Source organism: Flavobacterium sp., from assembly GCF_036759525.1.
In the GTDB taxonomy this organism is placed as follows: Bacteria; Bacteroidota; Bacteroidia; order Flavobacteriales; family Flavobacteriaceae; genus Flavobacterium.
In genome coordinates this window covers 1-20,377 of record NZ_DAIOUN010000029.1, presented here as the reverse complement: position 1 = coordinate 20,377, position 20,377 = coordinate 1, and the positions used below count along the sequence as shown (strand labels likewise).

Annotated in this window: 13 protein-coding genes; all 13 read right to left on the bottom strand. The window is 31.1% G+C overall.

The window, feature by feature from the left end:
• Positions 1 to 66: 66 nt before the first annotated feature.
• Positions 67 to 354 (bottom strand): DUF6804 family protein, encoded by a 288-nt coding sequence (locus tag V7M80_RS12805; RefSeq protein WP_333696713.1) that lies wholly within the window; start codon positions 352 to 354, stop codon positions 67 to 69.
• Positions 347 to 631: a hypothetical protein gene (locus V7M80_RS12800; protein WP_333696712.1), complete on the bottom strand. Its 285-nt coding sequence runs from the start codon at positions 629 to 631 to the stop codon at positions 347 to 349. The genes V7M80_RS12805 and V7M80_RS12800 overlap by 8 nt, the downstream gene beginning before the upstream one ends.
• A 230-nt stretch (positions 632 to 861) precedes the next feature.
• The gene (locus V7M80_RS12795) at positions 862 to 2,934 is read right to left on the bottom strand and encodes a hypothetical protein (RefSeq protein WP_333696710.1); all 2,073 of its coding nucleotides are present in this window, start codon (positions 2,932 to 2,934) and stop codon (positions 862 to 864) included.
• A 38-nt stretch (positions 2,935 to 2,972) separates the two neighbouring features.
• Positions 2,973 to 4,328, bottom strand: coding sequence for a BACON domain-containing protein (locus tag V7M80_RS12790; protein ID WP_333696709.1), 1,356 nt, complete (start codon positions 4,326 to 4,328; stop codon positions 2,973 to 2,975).
• Between the two features lies 1 nt (position 4,329).
• A complete protein-coding gene (locus V7M80_RS12785; RefSeq protein ID WP_333696707.1) occupies positions 4,330 to 5,256 on the bottom strand; it encodes a hypothetical protein in 927 nt (308 codons plus the stop codon).
• A gap of 10 nt (positions 5,257 to 5,266) precedes the next feature.
• The gene (locus tag V7M80_RS12780) at positions 5,267 to 6,184 is read right to left on the bottom strand and encodes a hypothetical protein (protein WP_333696705.1); all 918 of its coding nucleotides are present in this window, start codon (positions 6,182 to 6,184) and stop codon (positions 5,267 to 5,269) included.
• Positions 6,171 to 8,783, bottom strand: coding sequence for a hypothetical protein (locus V7M80_RS12775; RefSeq protein ID WP_333696704.1), 2,613 nt, complete (start codon positions 8,781 to 8,783; stop codon positions 6,171 to 6,173). Before V7M80_RS12775 ends, V7M80_RS12780 begins: the two co-directional genes overlap by 14 nt.
• A 9-nt stretch (positions 8,784 to 8,792) precedes the next feature.
• Positions 8,793 to 10,232: a hypothetical protein gene (locus tag V7M80_RS12770; protein WP_333696703.1), complete on the bottom strand. Its 1,440-nt coding sequence runs from the start codon at positions 10,230 to 10,232 to the stop codon at positions 8,793 to 8,795.
• A 16-nt stretch (positions 10,233 to 10,248) separates the two neighbouring features.
• On the bottom strand, positions 10,249 to 11,172 hold the full coding sequence (locus tag V7M80_RS12765; protein ID WP_333696701.1) for a hypothetical protein: 924 nt from the start codon (positions 11,170 to 11,172) through the stop codon (positions 10,249 to 10,251).
• 16 nt (positions 11,173 to 11,188) lie between these two features.
• Entirely contained in the window at positions 11,189 to 13,888 is a 2,700-nt protein-coding gene (locus tag V7M80_RS12760; RefSeq protein WP_333696699.1) for a S8 family serine peptidase, read from the bottom strand.
• Between the two features lie 11 nt (positions 13,889 to 13,899).
• Positions 13,900 to 16,731 carry a virulence factor SrfC family protein gene (locus V7M80_RS12755; protein WP_333696698.1) on the bottom strand — a complete coding sequence of 944 codons (2,832 nt, stop codon included), beginning with the start codon at positions 16,729 to 16,731 and terminating at the stop codon, positions 13,900 to 13,902.
• A gap of 17 nt (positions 16,732 to 16,748) precedes the next feature.
• Positions 16,749 to 19,859, bottom strand: a complete 3,111-nt coding sequence (locus V7M80_RS12750; RefSeq protein ID WP_333696696.1) for a virulence factor SrfB — start codon at positions 19,857 to 19,859, stop codon at positions 16,749 to 16,751.
• 70 nt (positions 19,860 to 19,929) lie between these two features.
• Complete coding sequence (locus V7M80_RS13175; RefSeq protein ID WP_442902353.1) at positions 19,930 to 20,145, bottom strand: HTH domain-containing protein; 216 nt, start codon at positions 20,143 to 20,145, stop codon at positions 19,930 to 19,932.
• Between the last annotated feature and the right edge of the window lie 232 nt (positions 20,146 to 20,377).

Below are 20,377 nucleotides of genomic sequence, written 5' to 3'. Positions count from 1 at the left end.
TTTGTAGTGTAATATAAAAATGAGATTTCTTGTTAATTGATACATTTCTTTGAAAACTTAACCAAATTATGATTTAGTTTTTTTTATGGAAATCAACAGCCCTACTCCTACTATTGCATTCACGTTATTCCAAATTGTTCTCCCTAAAGCAATTTTAAGAAAGGGTTGGAATAGTAATGCCAACAGTAAAAACACAAATACTTCAATGGATTTCCCCTGTTGATGTGCTTCCCATCCCAACCATAAAAAGCTTCCCATCGCTGCAAATCGTACAAACTGGTAGTAGCCATAAGGCATGTTGAAGAGGCAGAGGAAGAGTAAGAGGGCGAGGATGATTTTGAGGAGGTTATTCATGGGAATTTCGTTTATATAAAAAATGAAACAGCTTCAAGGTAATTGTATTAAAGAACCATAACACCGAGAATAACGTTAGCCCCATACTATTGTATTTCAAATCTTCGGGGTCAAAATTGCCGTGAATTCGTTTGGCAAAAAATCGATTGGAAAACTCTTGGGCATGTTCGATAAAATAGCCAAAAAACAATAACGCTATGAAAATAACTATATGAGGAACCACTTTCCCGTTGCCGAATAAAACGTTTACAAAAGCGGCACTGAAGAGGAAAAACAAAAAGTGCATTTCTTTATCAATAGATCGGAATATTGGAGGTAACTTAATCATCAAACCGACACAGGACACTCCTAAAAACAAGGTTAGTATCCCAATTTTATTGGAGGTTGGTATGTTTAGAGGTTGGGTCATCGGATTAAGTATTCATTCTAATGAAAATATTTAAAACTTGAAATAAACCTTTAAAAAAAGTACAAAGTTCTTTAATCAAAAAAAGTATAATCAAGAATCTAAATTTGAAAATACCTGATTCCCCTAACGTATAACAAGCTTGTTTTCGTAACATTATTACTTGTTCCATTACTGAAATTTATACTTCTGGCTGTTGTTGATGTTGCTTGAGTTGAACTCCAGTATGAGGTATTCAGAAAACCTCCAATTGCACTTCTATTTAAATACAATCTATTTAATTCATCATGACTTGGTAATACCCAATCACTAAACCCACCAGAAGTTAAATTAAAACATATCCTTGCAGCAATATTGGATGTAGAACAACCATTAACTATTAAATTGGTATTATTTAATCCTGAGGCCAAATTACTAGATGTTCCATTTATTGAAACGCCTGAACAACCCCATTGTGCACCTGTACTTTGAGTTGTTGTTGCCACAATGATACCTCTTATCTGGCCTGCAACATAACCAATATCACCGGGTTGATATATGTAACCTACTATTCCTCCTTGAAAACTTTGACCAACAGAAACCGGGGAAGGTAAAGTAGTAAATGTACGAACATTTCCATATCCTGTACCAACACTGTTTGTGGCATAAGCCCTCACATAATAAAGACTATTGGGCAACATATTTGTCATCGAGCTTGAAAAGGTTCCTACTCCTGTTCCATTGTTTGTTGTACTGTTAGCAATGGTTGGATTTGAGTTGGTATTACTCCAACACACGCCACGTGAAATAACCTCAGATCCTCCATTACTAGAAATTGTTCCACCACTGTTTGCGGAATTAAATGTTATTCCTGAAACAGCTGTAGTTGATGAAACAACTGGTATTGTTGATCCCGTTGTTGTAAAGGTTCTGTTAATTCCATAGGCAGTTCCAACACTGTTTGTGGCATAAGCCCTGACATGGTAAGTTGTATTTGGCAAAAGCCCAGAAATATTACTTGTAAATGTCCCGGTACCTGAACCATCGTTAGTTCTGGGATTTGCAATAGTAGGTGTTGTTGTTGTATTACTCCAGCAAACACCTCGTTGTGTGATGGGGGATCCACCGGTTCCGGTAACATTTCCACCACATAATGCAGTATTTTGAGTAATTGAACTTACCGTATTAGTCTGGACACCAGTTGGAATTGTTGCGGGACTTGTTATAAATGAAACAGTATTACCATAAGCAGTTCCAACACTATTCGTAGCAAAGGCTCTTACAAAATAGGTTGTACCTGGATTTAGTCCTGTTAAATTACTTGAAAATACTCCACCACCATTTCCACTGATTATAAAACTGTTGCTTAAAGTGGGATTGGGTGTTGTACTCCAACATACTCCCCTTGAGGTTACGTTAGCACCTCCATTATTGGTAACATTTCCACCCCCGGTTGCCGTTGTTTGTGTGATTGATGTAATTGAATTGGTCTGAATTGTGGGTAATGTTAATGAAGCAGTAGTAAATGTAATTTGGTTACCATAAGCAGTTCCAACAGAATTGGTAGCATACGCTCTCACATAATAAGTTGTACTTGGTGTCAAGTTAGTTAGGTTACTATTAAAGGTTGATATTCCTGTACCGTCATTTGTTCTTGAATTATTAATTGTTGGATTGGCAGATGTATTCCAACAAACCCCTTTTGAAGTGATGGCTGCAGCACCATCATTAGATATGACTCCACCACTCACCGCTGTCGTTTGGGTAATATTTGTGACCTCTTTTGTGGAAGATAAAATTGGAATGGTTGCAGGATTTGTAGAAAACGTCAATTCATTTCCGTAAGCAGTTCCTGAGGTATTGGTAGCAAAAGCTCTAACATAATAGGTTGTTCCCGGTTGTAAATTCTCAATTGTTGAAGAAAAAATTCCTATGGTAAAAGGTGAATTTGTTTTTTTATTGTTATTAATTTTTGATCCAGGTGATGTATGCCAACAAATACCTCTCTCTGTTAAAGTTTTACCCCCATTGGACACAATTTCACCTGATACAACAGCAGAGGTCTGATTTACACTAGAGACTTCAAAGGTACGAACTGCATTGGGCTGAAAACCAAATTCATGTTCTTTGTCGCATCCATTAATAAAAACAATTAATATTAAAAATAATATTGGGAATGTTATATTGTATTTCATAGAAACCAAATTTTTAAATTTATGACTGTAATTGTTGGTTATTTTTTCTTCAGGTTGAAGGTTATACCACCGAAAATTTCCGGTCTGTAAATGTCCTTCTCAATATCCATAAAAGACGCTCCTCCATTGATACTCACAACCCTTGAGATTCGAAAAGTCATCCCGGCACTTGAAAGGGTATACCCCTGCATTTCCACACTAGGAGTCCCTCCAAAATCATTTCTTTCGAGATAGTTGTAATACCCATATCCAACACCCAGATTTAAATATAATCTTGGAAAAATTTTGAAATTAGGACCTAAAACAACTTCATTTCTATTTTTAATTACAATTTCATTAAGGATGTCCTCTTCATTAGTTAAACTGCTTCGGGCTGACATGTGGAAGCCAACGGCTCTTCTGCCGCCTGTTTCATACAAAATACCATATCTGGCAATCTCACCTGTAACAACTCCAAAATTAGAAAAGCTACCCAATCTTGAAGGCTTTGATTTTACTTTCTTTTCAGACGACTTAAAACCTTTTCCCTCCTGGGTTACATAAATTTTTACTTCTTTATCACCAGCAGTTATTTTGAACCAATCTGACCGTATATATTCACTATTGTTGGGCAGGCATGAAACTGTTATATATTCTTTATATTTATTGATAACGCACCATGGAGGAACTAAAGAAACATTATACAAATCCGCGTTAGTTGATATATATGTTCTCTCTTCTGATTCACTTCCAGATTTAAAATTCAAATTTTTTGGTGATACATTAAGATAAATATCCCGTTTCACCGTGTTCCCTTGTTGGTCGATATCCACCCTTATTGTTTTGTTACCTGAGACTACATTGAAATAATCTCTTCTACTATTGCTTTCATTGTTTTTAGCACAGTTTATCACAAAATAATCATTATATTTTTGCACTGTACACCAGAAGGGCAATAAATTTATAGTGTATGAATTGGAATTTGTGATTACAGTGACATTCTCTCTACCACCAGATGAAGTAAAAGATAATTTGTTTTTTGACACACTAAAACTTGTATTATTTCTGGAATCAATAAAATTTTTACATTTTTCAATTTGACTTTTTGCAAAAGCATCTTTAGGATTAGAATCTAACACTAATTGATAAAACTCTATCGCCTTTCTATAATTTTTAGATTGATATTCTTGATTTGCAAGATTTAAATTCTTGCCACAAAGTTTTGCTCGTTCTAACTTAACTTCTGCTATTTGCTTATCTGATCCACTTGCATTTTTGAATAATATGTCATATTTTGACTCAGCACAAGCATAATCTCCACTTCTAAAACATAGATCACCTTCTTCCAAATAGTTTTGACCACATACTATTTGAGAAATTATTATTGTAAAAAAAAGTAAAACATATTGTTTCATGCTATTCAATGTTTTTTAACAATTTAGAAATGTCAGCATCGGGATTTGGAACTTTAAGTTTAATTACTTTGGACAAAACATTTGATAAATATGGATAATCCGCATGATTAAAGTCGAAGTCAAATATAAATTTTGAAATCTGAGTTTGAATTTTATTAAGTTTTAGTTGGATAACCTCTTTATCATGTCCTGAATTTGACATTACCAAGCCCTTCATATCTAAGTCAATTAAGCTCTTTAAACATTCAATTAACCCATTATTCACTGATTGATAATTCTCTAGTTGATCCTTTAATTTTTCTAGTAAAACTGACTGTTGTTTAATTTTGTTCAAATTATCTAATTTGGTTTTCGTTACTTCAGCATTAAATCGGTTATCAAGTAAATCTCGTGCCTCAAAATAGACTTTCAAGTCATTTAAAAGTAGTTTTAATTCAGTAGTACCTGTAATTTTTAAGTCTCGTTCAATAGTATTTTTAGATGAGTTAAGAATTAATTCGTCAAAACTTTTTCCATTGTAAAAATTAGTGATTTGATTTAAAAACTCCAATCTAGTTTTTTCTTTTTCACTTATCATGTTTTGCTCGTATTTCATTTTATCATCAGATATTTTTTGAGTAATTTCATTCTTTTGTTTTATCAGAGTAGAAATAGAATCACTTTTTAGTTTTAATTGTTCATCAAATTTTTTCTTTTCATTTTTAAACTTTTCCAATTTTGAAAGTGTAGATTTCAAACCATTAATAGAGTCAGTTTTGATTTTGAATTTTTCATTCAACAACTTTAAATCATCTCTTTCCTTCTTGATAACTTTTGATAAGCTATCGATGACAATGGTTTGATTTTTAATTTCACTTATTAGTTCCTGTTGGGCGTGGACCATACAAAAATTAATAACCAAGAATAACAATGACATTTTAATTTTCATACTTTTGTTTTTAATCAATAAACTTATATGCCTCAGTTCGATCTTTATTCAAATTGCTTAATAAAATACTATATCTGTTAGAATCAAATGAAAAATTATTTCCTTTACATCTTTCCTCAAAGTCACTTAATTCTTGCCTTAGGGGATTGTAAATAATGGTCTGATATTCATTAAAAGAATTGAAATCATTCTGTTTGTACTTACCAACCCATTGACCAATTTTATTCTCCAAATAAATTAAATATGAATTGATTAATTTTTTCTTTACGTCATCCAGTTCATTTTGTAAACGTTTGCAGTTTTTCAGGTATTCTCCTTTTTGTTTACTTTTATATATTTCTACTTTTGAAATCTCTGATTTAAAATCAGAAAATGGGAATCTTGATTTAAGTGTATAGTCTGAATAGTAGAAGCCTCTAGATGATTTGATAAAACTATTAATCTCATCATACTTACTAAGAACCTGTTGAATTTTCACAAGGGTATTATCTAGCGTACTGTTTTTTTCCAAGAAAACCGAAGAACGCAATGAGTTGGTCTCTTTTCTGATAAAACTCAAGTTATCAACTTTCCATTCAGTTCCATTGAATACGTAATAAACCTGACTGATAAACTTATCTGTATAAGTGAAATACAAATCTTTTAACAGAAGTTGTCTCCAATGGTCATTCTGATAAGTGTCTTTGCCTAAAAGTTTGTTTTTGTGATACTCGCTTATTAAATATTTTATTTCCTCATAAGTTTCTTTAGAAAATTTATCAGTTGATAAATTACCTAAATTTTTAATTTTTCCCTCTATTTCAGCTATTTGAGTATTATTTGCAGGTGGTACTTCTTCTTTTTCTGGGGAGCCACTCAATGAAATAAATACTAAGTATGAAATGAGTCCTACTACAGCTAATGCTAAACTAATTTTAATTACCTTCATTGTGTGGTTTTTTTTGTAATTCTTTCAAAGTCTTTATTGTCCCTTTTCCAGTAATTGAATTAAATTTTTGAAATGATTCTGAATTGGTACAAATCTGATCTAAATATCTTTTTAAATCACTATTTTTAAGTAAGCTATCTTCTTTTACTTTTTTTAGTAATTTATCATAATCTTCTTTTTGATTATTGCCCTCATGTAAATATTTAAGAAAATTAATATAAAGATCAATGCTATTTATGAATTTTTTGTTTTCATTTTTATAAGTCTCAAGTTCGGGAATAGTTATTGAATTACCCTTTAGTTTTGATATGAGAATTTCATTGTTAGCTTTAGAAGAAATTTCATTATTTGTATTTTCTGAAGTATTTGAAGTTTGATTTAATTTATTGGTTTGTGCTTTTGTCGGTGATGATTTATCATCCGACTGTTGAGCTAATTTATCTCTTTTGTTATCATCATTTATTTTAGGTGATTTTTCTTCACTTTTAATTTTATTTAGTATATCAACGATTTCCGACAATGTTTTATCATCAACATTACCAAGTTTTCTTTTAATTTCATCGTATTGTAAAGTGTCTATTTTTTTAATAGCTTCAAAAAATGGCTGTTGCATATTAGAGTAGGAATATTTTGAATTTAAGAGCTCTTTAAATTCTTTATTATTTACAAACTCTCTTTTAAATATGGCCTCATCAATAATTTTTAATTTTTCTCTCCATGCCATCAATTCTGTGGAATCTAATGATTTCTTTTTTCCAATTATCCAATCAGTTAAACCATTGTTTTTTTCAATAACACTTGGTTTTTGATGTTCAAAATCTCTTTTAAATGTATTTAATTTGTCAAGTAAAAGTGAGTCACCTTCTATATAGTTTTTAATCTGACTAAAGCTTAACGGTTCTTTATTTTCACTTGTATTATCTGTTTTGAAAATTAACCAAGCACAGAATCCAATTATTGCAATTGAAGCAATAAGTGAAATGACAAAAACAGGTTTTTTAACAATAGATACTTTTTCGTATTGAGCAATTAAAGTGTTCTTAGAGTCGTCGAGTTTCCAGCCAATAAATTTCCAGCCACTTTTTGCTTTAATAACATTTCGATTTAAATCACTACCATTGCTAAAATTTGAGTAACCTGGACAATCACCAGTTTTTTTTCCATGCTCACCAGCATCAATTTTATATTGTTTAGATTCTAATTGTATTTTTTGTTTTTCTTTTAAATAACTTTCAATTTTGAAACTATTTCTTGGAATAAAATCATTGATTATAGTGTCTTCATATCCATTTTTACGAATAGTAATATCATATTTATCATCAATCTGTTCGTTAATATATTCTAATTCATTGGTAGTTTTATATCCATTTGTAAGCTTAGTCCAAACCTGAAATCCCTCAATCTTTGAGGATGTGATTAGGTCTTTAATTTCAATAGATATTAATTTATGTTCATCTAGTTTTATCTCTACTATTTCTCTAGCTAATTCAGGTATAAAATCATAAATTGTTTTTTTAAAATTTTCTTTATTAAACGAAATGCTGCTTTTTCTAATAATATCCTCTCCTTTAAACTCATAAGTAAATTTATAATCTGTTACATTAAATTTAGGTTTTGTACCTATTTGAATTTCAGCATCATTTATAAATTCTCCGCCAAAATTTTTTACAATAAATGTAATTGATTTAGATTTTGGCTCTGGATTAGAAAAGGCATCCCATTTAATTAAAACTTGATTACCTTTTAATTCTAAGTATTTAAAGATTTCTGAATCTGGATTTGATAAAGTTCCAATAGCTCTAATAGGCCAAAAACATCTATCATCCTTTGAATATTTTATTTCAACCGGCCATTTAGCTCTTATAGAATTATTATTTTTCCCATCAGAACGTTCTTTACCATTCGCAATAATTATTATTCCTTTACTTCGATTATAGTTATTTAAGTAGAAATACTCATTTTTTAAATCTATATCTTTAAGTTCAATTCCAGAGTTAATCAAGACATTTAGAGGATTTTTATCGTTATCCTTTAAATCATTAGCAATAAAATATATTTGTTTGAAGTCACCATATTCTTCTTGAAAAGGTTTGTCAAAATATTCAAATAACTCCGCTTCATTCTTATAATATATATGTGCAGGGTCTTTAGCTCCACATTCTATTAATTCTTCTATTCGATTTCTATCCTGTTCCTTATATTCACTTAAAATAGCTTTTACAAATCCCCAATCTTCTCGAATTAATTTTTTTTCACTTCTGTTTAGATAATTATCCTTTATATATGCGTTGGTATAATCTACGGATAACTTGTCAAGTATGTATTTAACCTCTGTTCCTTTTATTGTTTTATTTTGATTTATATGCAATGAAAACGCAATGAAACCCAGAGCATTACTGCGAAGAGTATCTTTAACTATAAGATATTTTGTAAATACAAAGCCACTTTCTATAAATGATAATCCATAAACAAATCCCCCCAATGAACTGTCTTTACTTGCACCACTTCTTTTTTCTTCAGCAATCAAATAAGCAATATCATCATTCGTTGAATATAATGTTCGTAGCCCATCTTTTGTTGCATAGATTACTAAATCCATCTTTATAAATTATTTATTAAACACATCTAATATGCTGTTACCCTTTGGATCAATTCTACGCATTAATATATCAATAATATTTTCTGCTGTTTCAGAGTTAAAATCACAGATTTCTTCAAAATATACCGTCCCTAGTGAAAAGGGGAGTCCTAAAATTCGACCACCATTTATACTATGCTTTTTACATTTATCTCTTAGTGAGTTTACAAATCCTAAATAATTGCTACTATTTAAGTATTCCTTTACTTGCTCTCTTTTTGTGAATTCAGATTGAGGCATCAAATCACTTTTTGTCAAAACAATATAAATAGCATCGGTTGATTTGCCGAAAATATTATATTGAGAATCATTAAAAAAGGTAGCTGCAGCATTAAGATAATGGGACTGTCTGTAACTGTCTTGATCAGCATCATTCCCTCTGTCATAATCAACAAAAAAGAAATGCATTTTGCGATTAGGTCCATTTAGATATTTAATTAAAGTGTTGAAAGTTTCTTCATGTTGTTTGGTCGGCAGTGGCTTTGATGCGTTCTTGTAAAGGAAGCATTGAAAAATTTCACCACTTAATTCAATAAGTGAAACCGAACGAGCATTTCTTTCATTACTTTTCTTTAATATAAACGGTAAATATTGAGTTTTATCAGAAGGTGTTCCTGCTGGTAAAGTTGATATTTTATCGTAAAAAAGATTTTGTAATTGCAACATATAGTTATATCCCGGGCCTTGAGCTATTTCTAATAAACCATTTTTATTGGCTGTGCTTAAAACCGCAGAAAGTGCAGTTGTTTTACCGGAACCCCTAATTCCCCAAAAATAAACCTCAGTGAAACCATCTGGTATAGAAGCAGGTGTTGAACCCAATACAAAATCTGGAGTAGATTCATTTTTCAATAGTTTGTGAATTACTTCCTCAGGAATATTCTTTTGTAACAAATCTTCTTTGGATAATTGTCCATTTGACAAATAGTATCTTATTTTATCTGCGGGAAATTCTTTGGGATTTTTTTTTATTTCACCAATCTCAAAACCATTTTCTTCCAGTTCCTTTATTTTATTTTTTGCTTCTAAAGTGAATTTACCATTTGGGTACATACCAAGATACTGCGTAAAACTTAGAATAGTATTTTGATCTTGAGCATTATTCCATGCATTATCATCTTCTAAATGAGAAATTTTATTCTTTGCTTCTAATTTAAAAATCCCATTTGGATATTTTTCTATATAATCAGAAAATGCACTAATTGTATTATTTTCAATACACTGTTCCCAAAATTCCTCCTCTTCTTTTTCTCTATCTTTTAATAATTTTTCAATTACTCTTCTTTTGGATGCATCTAATTGACCAGTTTGTCTTAATTCAGGTAAGGTTACTATTCCTTGAATTATGTATTCAAATAATTGTTCTGCTGGTAAGTCATCAATATTGTTAAATATATTGTCTCTGTCCATATTTTTAATTTATAATTTATAATACTACTTCGTATTCAGCTGTTTTCAAGGCTCCGATACAACGGGAGTCTCGTTTGGTAATAAACCAATATAAAAGCATTAACACATAACCCAAAATTGAAATTAAAATAGATAAAGGAGAGGGCTTGCCAATTGTTGTAAACTGATTTTTTACATCTGGAAATGATGGGTTAGGAAAAATAAAAGACAAATCATCTTCACAGGCTGCTCTCTTTTGTGAAATATTAATTAAATTATTGAGACTTGTACTGGTATTCGTTTGTATATTATTAATCACATCAACTAAGCTAATGGGCTCCCAATTTTCTACACTTTTCTGTGCATCTTTTAACCATACTGAGTCACTGCTTTTTAAGGATTTAAAGTTTGCAGGAATTAATATCAGTTTTAGCACACTATGTTTGGTACTAATTTGTGTTTGTAAACTAACCCCGGATTGTTCATCAAAACCAAAACAGTTAAAATCTGATCGATCTCCTAATCTATAATTTACAGCATTTTCAAGTTTTCTAAGGTAATTAGAGTCCCTTTGTTTTACATATTTCTCGTAGTCATCATATAATTGTTCAAAATGACTGATATTGCTTAAAACTTTACTTTGAATTTCCTCCTTATTAATGGTTACTCCAAAATAGTGAGAAAACGGAAAATAGGTAATTCCAACCACTATCAAAGTAAAAAGGATCAGTAACATCCATTCCATAACTCGACATCTTTTACAATTACGCTTTGTTTTTTTGAGTTGTCTGGCCCCAACAGATGTTGCTATAAGAAAAATTATGATAACTACAGAAAATATAATACTTCGCATCTTATCGCCAAGCGTATAAAAATTCAATCCTAAAAAACAAACATAACCAATTGCAATTGCAGTTAGTACATTAATAACTAAGGCTAAAGGATACTTTGATTGATTCATATTTAATTTTTTGCATTTAATTAATTACTCCTATTTCTTTTAATTCTCTTTCTACTCTTTCGAGTTCTTCTTTTAAGCTATTTCGCTTCTCTAAAAGAGCATTTTTCTTGCTGTCCACCTCAGAATTGGGTGTATTAGATTGTCTTTGTGAATTAATATCACTTTCTAATGTAAATGAGCCAATGTGAATAGCATTATTTTCTTTTTTTATTGACCCCTTAAATTCTTCTGTTTTACTACCATATTTTACAGATACCGTATAAGAAGTTGCATCAATATTTGGCTCATGAATTTTGTAATAAATCACATAAACATTATAGGTTCCATTAGGTGCAGCATTATTTGGCCAATAAATATTTTCTATTGGTTTTTTACTGTCAGGATATTCAACATTCATATCAATTTCAAGTTTTCCTCCGCTTGAGACTCTTTTGTTTTTGAACCAAACGGCTTCACCATTAGGATCTGTACAATAAAGGTCCAGGTCGTTATAATTATTCCATTTCAAGAGTATTTGTACATCGCCCGTTGATGGTATAGGGGTGCAATCAACCACGTCGCCTGATTTTACCTTTAACAGAGCTTTATCTAACTGTATTAGATTACCAATATTACCTTGAGTGGGTAAACCAGTATTCTGAAGAATACAAATGATTTCTTTTGTAGTTAGTTTATCATTTATACTTTTCATTAATGCTACAGCACCAGCTATAATGGGTGCTGCCATACTTGTCCCATCCATAGACTTATAGTCATTTAATCCAATACTACTATAGATGCCTTCTCCCGGTGCAGATATTTTAGAAAATGAACCATAATTACTAAAGTTTGCTTTAGTATTTGACTGATTATCTCGATGTGTTGCAGTTGCAGCTACTGTGATAAAAAGTTCGGGACGTTGTAAAGCGTCTATTCCCGCCAATACATTATCATTTCCGGCTGCAATGACTAGGGTTGCGTTGTGATTTGCCGCAATTCTCATGACTTCTCGCCAAAGACGTTCCTCTTCTTTAAAATGATTTTGTATTAACTCCATTTGAGTATCTTCTGAGAATTGAGAAAGGCCACTAAATTGAGTTCCTAATGATACATTGATAACATCTGCCCCTTGATATAAAGCAAATAAAATTCCATCTAATACTGAAGTTGTTGTCATCACGCCGGCTTCATTGGCAACCTGTACAGGCATAAATTTACAGTTCGGTGCAATTCCTGATATGCCTTTTCCATTGTCAGCAATAGCCAAGGCTATCCCGGCAACATGTGTTCCGTGATCCGTTTTAAGAGGAAACACTTCATTTGAATGTTTCCAAACATTATAAGGCTGAATAACTTTACTTCGTAATTCAGGATGCTTCAAATTAAATCCGTTATCTACAATAGCTATGGTAATTTTTTCAGAGCCCTGAGAGATATCCCAAGCTTTAAATGCATTGATTTTATTTAGGTACCCATTTTTATTGTTATCATTAACTATAGGATCATTGGGTTTATAATTTCCTTCAAATAAACTCTCGTCAAATACAAAGAGATTATATTTGGGTTTAAATTTTTCTGGTATTTCTTTTTTCAAAATTTCTCGTTGATCTGATGGAAATTCTATTTGCAATCTTTTTACAACATCGTCATAATAAACCACTTTATAATTTGCATCCGGATATTTTACTTTAAAATCTTTAGCAAAATCCATGACAGACAAATTTTCATTTTCCATTAAAATGTTCAAACGGTTTCCAATAATTGTTGGATTGCCAGGGATTATTTCTTTGTTATCATCCAAAGGAGGTAAAACTCCCTGATTAGGCGGTAAAATGCCTTCATACTCAGGAGGAGTTGGAACAGGATTATAAGGGTTGTATGGGTCATAAATTCCACCACCATTTCTCACTCGTGGATCACTTTTTACCCATGTAGAATCATTATCGCTTAAGGCCGCTCCACCGGTTAAGTGATGTCCACTACAATTTCTAAACAACCAAAAGAAAAGTAGAAGTAATAATAAAATCAATAAAAGCCACAACAACCATCTTAAGCATCCTCTCCCTGTGAACAACTTTTTAAGCCAATTCCAGAAACGTCTATACCACGGTTCTTTGTTTGCTATTGGATTTTCTGTATTCTCGGGCTCGTCATTATTTTCTGTCTCTTCTATTTTTTCAAATTCTTTCTTTACTTGATCAATTATAACTTCTTCTTGAGGTTCAACCTCGATATGGGGTTCATTTTTTTTCTTTTCTACTAAATGTTTGCAAATTTCATTAATATCTTCTCTAATATTTTCTCGTAATTTCATTCCCCAAATACCAAGCACTACGATATCGTCGTAACAATAAATAAATCGATCATCTATATATTTAATGGCATTAGAAAGAAACTGAGCTTCATCATTCTTACCAGAATCTCTAAGATGCTCGATTTTTGATTTATAATGAGCAATAGTCTGCTCTTTAATTGATACATATTTTAAATAATTTTCCCCTTCCAACTCATTTAATAATTGGGGGATTTCAACATACTTTTTTCCATGGAAAACGATGGTATTGTTGTCTTGAACCGGATGGGCTAAAAAATTCTGATATTTTGAATCTATATACCTATGTGTAATATTTGATTCTGCATGATTATATCTTTGGAATAAGGTTCTTCCATCAATACCTTGTATCGCTGTAAAATATTTTAAATCTGTACTGATTAATTCCTTTTTTCCAATAACCATATCGACAATTTTTAGTAATTAATCGCTTCAGTTTCTTTTATAATTTCTCCCAGTTTTTCATTTGCAACAATGTCATAATTTGGAATGTCGCATACTGATACAAAACCTATTTTCAATCTGTTGTACCACAAAATATAATTTTGATAACTGGGTAAGGATTTCATTTCTTCAGGGTTATCTTGAATAATTTCTGCCCATTTATCAATTTTTTCAAAAAGTTCAGAGACTGACTTTTCATTTTGACTCTCATTAAGACTTAAAACTAATCCCAAATTATTATTTAAGTTAGCTTCTTGTAAATCACTAATTTCTGCGGTGTCGAAGTAATCAAATCCTATAGAAATTATACACTTATTTAATAGTTCAGCACTAATATCTGATATTATTTCATAAGGTAAATCAACCCTGTTTTGACCTTCAAGATATCGTCTGATTTTCTCAGCTATGAGTTTTGACAGATTTAATTTTTTATATAGTTTTTGAAACATATCTGTCAAATCTTGTAAAGCAGTAGAACCTTCACTTGCCAAAATTTGCTGAATTGTGTGCTTGTCGCTTAGAGTAACGTAAGCAAACCAGAATTCAATTAATTCCTCAGCTAATTGAAGTGCATTATTCTTAATAAGATCTGAATTACTACTTATTAATTCAAATAGATCAATTTGATTAATATCAAGTTCATCCCGGAATTTTTGTTTTTCTTCCTCATTGTTTTTTTCATAATGAACACATAACCGTTCAAAATAAGAATCTACAGTATCATTTTCAACTACTGGAACACTTAACCTATATGTATTATAGGTATTTAAATTTTTAACTTCTCTATGTTCAATATCATGTATTTTTTTTCGGAAAAGCTCATAAACGGTTGATTCATCTATCATCAACTCTTTTATCAATTGACCAAAGAGTTTAATATTATCACCCCTAAAGGCTGTATTTAGTTTAAATTGAATGGAACCAGCTTTGGATTTTGCTTTTTGAAGTTCCTCATCCTTATCATTGCTATGAAAATGTTTTAGCAATTCACCTTGAATGGTTTGTTTAATCTCGTTAAGATCTGTTCTTATTTTTTCTTTTCTTGCAGTATTGATATTGTTTGCCGCTATGCTAAGTTTTTGAATTATTAATTCAGAACCATCTTTATTGATGCTTGCAGCACTATCCCAAGACTCCGATGGACTTTCAAAATGACGTTTTATAAAAGGATATTCAATAAAAGATTCACGAAGTTTTTTTCTGAAATCCGGATAATTGGCGGGGTTAATTTCTTCTGATTCCATTCCTTTCTCAAGAAATCCTTTAAAAATCTGACTTTTAGATTCTGAGTAAACAAAATCCCGTAGTAGAAAAATATTTTTAAAATCCTTTTCAGACTTTGTCCAATTACTGAACCATTCATAAGTGTCTGTGTCAAGAAGTTCCACTGCTAAGGTTCTTTCAAACCTCTGGTTCCAGCGATAATTAAGAGAAGATGGGTTATCTTCACTATCAAGTAATGGATTATATTCAAGGTTAACATTAAAAAATGTTCCAACTATAAATAAAGGCGGAATTTTTGAATTGCTTATAAAGACTTCTCTTTTATCAGGAGAATCACCAATAAATTTATTTATCCAATTGTTTAACATGGTAGGCATAGCTCGTTGAGCAGCCATTTCATGTTTAGCACACAAAACAAAAATACTTATTTTGCCATAGTCAGAATATTTATTAAACAAGTAAGCAACTTTACCCCTTAAAAGTAATTCAGCTACATTTTCATCATTAATTTCATTTTCAGGTAATGTCATTCGAGCTCTTGCACCCGGGAAATCAAGCAAATCTGTCTCTTTGAGAAATGGCTTGCTTTCAAGTATTGTTTCTTGTTGAGAAAAAACTAATTCAGTAGATAATGCACAAAGAAATGACTTCAGAAAAACTATTTCGCTATTGTCTGGCAATAATACTCTTGTGTCAGGTTTATACTCAGATTCAATTTTATTAGGTTCTATGTAAATTTCTTTTAATCGTTTAACATCAAGTAAAGTACCATGCTTGTATAATACAGATTCCATAGGTAAATAGACCGTATTACTAAATTTCAATTTTTCATATTCGAAAATCAATTTCTCAAACAAATTAGTAAACCTTTCGTTTTTGTTCCATAGAATTGAAAAAATATCTTTCCACTCACCGGGATTAGACTTAGATATATTCAATGAAATTTCTTCAAAAAATTTTGAAAAAAGAATATTGCTACCTTTCAAAGAGAAGTTTTCTTTGAAATAATCCCGCATATCCAAAATATCATCTTCATTAAACACATGTTGCTGTTTATTTCGATTTTTTAAATTGTTGGTAATCTGAAATATTTCTGAATTTATTTGATCTGTTTGGAGTATTAAATTATGATCTGCTTTGATGTCATTATAATAACTATCACATAATACTAAGACTAAATCAGCAGGAGTCAGTAAAATTGCTTTTACAGGAAACTTTGAATTTATTGGTTTACTGTTTACAGAAAAACGAGAGACTAAACTAGTCGATTCATTACCTCCACCTGGAGGATTGATTTCTTTAATAAAATTATAGGCAATTTTATTCTCATCAACAATACTAAATGGTTTTCCTTCTTCAGACAACAAACTACTGATAAGATATGATTTACCTACCTGACTTTCTCCATAAATAGCTGCAGCAGGATTTCCCTCTAAAGCAAATCTTTTTTTATTTAAAGAACGACGGCAATCTACCATTTTATGGTAAGCAATTTTTTGTTTTTCACCATCTAACGAACTTTTAATCCATTCGTTAGATTTTTCAATAAGTTCTAGTTGCGATTGTATCGTTATTTCCATTATTACTTTTCTTTAACTTAATTGTTTGCATTATTAATATTTACTGAAAAAATGCCTGAATCGAGCCAAAAATTTTCAACTTCGCTCATACTTTGAACTTGTAAAGTGAAAAAATTGGAGTTTTCAGAATTCCCATCTCTGTTTAAAATCTCTTCTACTCTAAGTGTCTCAATATCTTCATTTATATCACGAACAATTGTTACTTTGAGTGGCATTTTCAACAATATTTTTGACTTTAGCTCATCTATTCCTGAATATACAGCATTCATGTCGTTTTCATTATCTAATCTTCCTTTGACCCGATCCTCGAGCCTTGATTCATTAAAATCAAACATGTAAAAAGGTCTTGATGGGTAGGATGGAACATCTATTTGCCTAACCCCAATCCTGAATGGAATTGAAAAAACTTCAAAGGAAACTCTATTAGAATCGGGAGATATTATAGTTTCATAAAACTCGAGTTGTTCATTAAGCTTCCCAAAGTAATTAGTTTTGGGAACTAACTTTTCTTTTAGTTCTTTTAGATTTAATGAAAAACCATTTAGACCACCATTTTCAGCAATATGTCCAATCATTGCCCCGGTTGTAATTATTGATTTTGGATTAATAAATTTACCATTACCGTCAATATATTTATATCGTTTATCTTGAGGATACCATCTACCAACTCTATAATCATTCATCGATTTCAAGCGGTTTGGAGATATTGCATAATATTTTAAAAATAAATCAGTTAGCGGTTTCAACGATGACGGTCTTCCTGAAATTAAGACTATATCACATGAATAATGTGAAAAGAGTGAAGAGATTTTTCCTATAAGTGAATCAAATGTTTTTTCAATAATTGAAGAGGTAATTTTTCTCTCAAATTGCCATTGGAGAGATTCTAGTTCAAACCCAAAATGCTGTTTAAAATAATTGAGCACATTTTTAGTGGGTAGATTATTATTGAAAATGTCATTAAATGATAATATTTGACTTTCAACCTTGTTTTGTTTGATCAATTCAAGATAAAAAGATACAATCTGTACTGAAACCTGTAGATTAAAATCTGCTCTAAGCTGTTTATTTCGGAAGGACATACCGGTATTTCCACCAAAAAAATCATTGTTTTTTTCTACAATTTCAGAAGAAGACATATTCAGCACCTTCATCTTTTTTTCAATAGGAGAATATTTGCCCTCGATTACAAGTTGTTTAATGAGTTCTTTTAACAAATCATCTCCTGCTTTATAAAAACTCTCCCAAAAAAGTGGAACAGGTGTCAAAACACATTGTCCGGCATTATCATCATATTTATAGGAAGCTATCATGACGTCAGTTGTACCTGCACCAATATCTACTGAACCCATAGTTAGAGATTTTTTACTATAATCTCCTATATCATGTCTTATTTTACCATAAAAATCAAAATAATCTTTGACATTCTTAAGGTAACGTTCTCCAATCTCAGCATAAAGAAAGACAAATTGAGCTGCTGTTGCTTCATCATAAATCCATTCTTTTCTATCCTCATTGTCCATTAATTTATTAGCTGAAGGAATTACTTTGATGTTGTTTCGAATTTGCTTCTCTTCAATTTCTTTTTGATAAGTATTGGAAAAAAATCTATCAAGAATTATGGCTGCATCTTCTGCACATTTTCGCAAGGCAGCTTGTTCTAATCGAGACATAGCCGTGGGACATGTAACAATGATTTTGCCAATTCTTCTGGGCATGGATTCATTGCCCCAATGATTTCTTTGCTCATAACTGTTTATTTGCATTTTTGCTTGAGCAAGAATTTCAAGAAAAGCAAAAGTCATTAAAGCTTTGCGGGAATAGTGCATTGTGATGCCTCCACCTCCATCTGTGTTCAAGGATCCATCAGAATTTAATTGTTCTGAAATACCTTTAATATAGATTGGTTTTGTGGCTTCTCCTTCTAACTGAACAAACTCCCATTCTTGCTTTTGAGGTTTAGTATCCCATAAAAATCGTTTAGGACTTGAAAAAGTGCTTGTCTTTTCAGCTCCTGTATTCAAATTCGTTGCTCTATGGATTAATTTATTAGCTTCTTTTCCTAATCGAATCATACTAGGGAAAACAAATTGTTGACTGTTTACTAGGCCAAACTTTCCTCCAAAATCCGCCTCACGGAATGCTAATCTCATATCAAAAGAGTCTCTGTATTTGTAAAGCTTTCCGGAAAAAACTGGTTCTGTGAAATCTAGTAATTCCAAAGGACTAGATTTAGTAAAATCACTATTATCAAACAAAACGGCACAAGTACGAGAATTACCAATATCAACTACTAAGTCAACATTACCATGAGCTACATTTTTATCTGAATACAATGTCACTTTTGGTAATACATTATTTTTAAAAATGTATCGGATTAAGAATATATACTGAGCCAAATATTCTAATTTAGGTTTTTGTCCCTTAAATTCATTTATGCTGTCAATATTATGATAGTGTTTCAGTAAATATTTATCTACCCATTCGCAGTTAGAAGCTTCTGTAAAATATCGTATTAGTTTGTATTCACTATTACACAAAGCATACTCTTTTGATTTATCAAAATCATTTGTAAATACAGGAGTTTCCTGAAGATCTTCATCTTCAAAATTATCGTTCTCAAACTTAGTTCTAGTATCAAAAGCAATTAACAGATTATATTTTTTAAATCTTAAATCAGTAGATTCAGGTATTAGTTTAAAACGACACCAATTTGTTGGCCCAAATTCTGATATTTTACCATTTAACAAAAAAAATGGCATTGGAAACCATTTGTTTTCAAGTCTTTCCCAATTTAATCGATTAATTGACATCTGAAAACATCCTGAATCTTTTGGATTATCAGTGTCAATAGGAATTATTTTTTTTCCATCTTTTAAAAAATCTTCTTTGATATTTTCCCACTCATCAATGACATTACCACGAACCCTTTCAACATACCCCAATTCTGATAAATCCCACTTTTTTACCCAAATATCTTCATCTGAAAAAAAATGAGCAATTTCTAATTTTAATTGACTTTCATTCGTATCAAACCACTCATGAAAGAACATTTTAAAATCATCATTTAAGTTGATTTCCAATGGAAAAGTAAAGCACTGAATACCTGTATTTGAAATTATGTTCATTTAGTTCTTTTTTATTAAATCTATCACTAGAGCTTGTGATTTTTACCACATTAAATTTCACTTGATTTTTTTACCCCTCAAACCTCAACCCACACTCCCCCACATACTCATAACTTCTCTTCTCTGCATTAAAAACTATTGGAGCCTTTAATTCTGCTTTCATAAAAGAAATATAATTGTACAAAGTCCGTTCTGAGACCCCTAATTTTTGACTTAACGCTTTGGGGTTTCCTGTATAGCCATTTTGTATGCAATCATGTATGCGTATGATGATTCTGATATCCATATCAGTTTACAATTTTAACTTTTACCACTGCAACCAGCATTCAGTAAGCCGAATTCATTAACATTTTTTTATCATCTTCTAATACTTTAAACCTGAATTTTAAGAGCTCCGGAATTCAAACTTAAGCGGTAATTATCATCTGTTTTTACGGATTCCCGTAATCGCTCAACATTTACCTAATTTCCGCAAACTCAATAGATTTTCTGATTTGATCTATGATTTTTTCGCAAGT

Coding starts and splice junctions, on each gene's coding strand:
- V7M80_RS12805 (WP_333696713.1), bottom strand. CDS start 354: ATGAATAACCTCCTCAAAATCATCCTCGCCCTCTTACTCTTCCTCTGC.
- V7M80_RS12795 (WP_333696710.1), bottom strand. CDS start 2,934: ATGAAATACAATATAACATTCCCAATATTATTTTTAATATTAATTGTT.
- V7M80_RS12790 (WP_333696709.1), bottom strand. CDS start 4,328: ATGAAACAATATGTTTTACTTTTTTTTACAATAATAATTTCTCAAATA.
- V7M80_RS12785 (WP_333696707.1), bottom strand. CDS start 5,256: ATGAAAATTAAAATGTCATTGTTATTCTTGGTTATTAATTTTTGTATG.
- V7M80_RS12780 (WP_333696705.1), bottom strand. CDS start 6,184: ATGAAGGTAATTAAAATTAGTTTAGCATTAGCTGTAGTAGGACTCATT.
- V7M80_RS12775 (WP_333696704.1), bottom strand. CDS start 8,783: ATGGATTTAGTAATCTATGCAACAAAAGATGGGCTACGAACATTATAT.
- V7M80_RS12770 (WP_333696703.1), bottom strand. CDS start 10,232: ATGGACAGAGACAATATATTTAACAATATTGATGACTTACCAGCAGAA.
- V7M80_RS12765 (WP_333696701.1), bottom strand. CDS start 11,172: ATGAATCAATCAAAGTATCCTTTAGCCTTAGTTATTAATGTACTAACT.
- V7M80_RS12760 (WP_333696699.1), bottom strand. CDS start 13,888: ATGGTTATTGGAAAAAAGGAATTAATCAGTACAGATTTAAAATATTTT.
- V7M80_RS12755 (WP_333696698.1), bottom strand. CDS start 16,731: ATGGAAATAACGATACAATCGCAACTAGAACTTATTGAAAAATCTAAC.
- V7M80_RS12750 (WP_333696696.1), bottom strand. CDS start 19,859: ATGAACATAATTTCAAATACAGGTATTCAGTGCTTTACTTTTCCATTG.
- V7M80_RS13175 (WP_442902353.1), bottom strand. CDS start 20,145: ATGGATATCAGAATCATCATACGCATACATGATTGCATACAAAATGGC.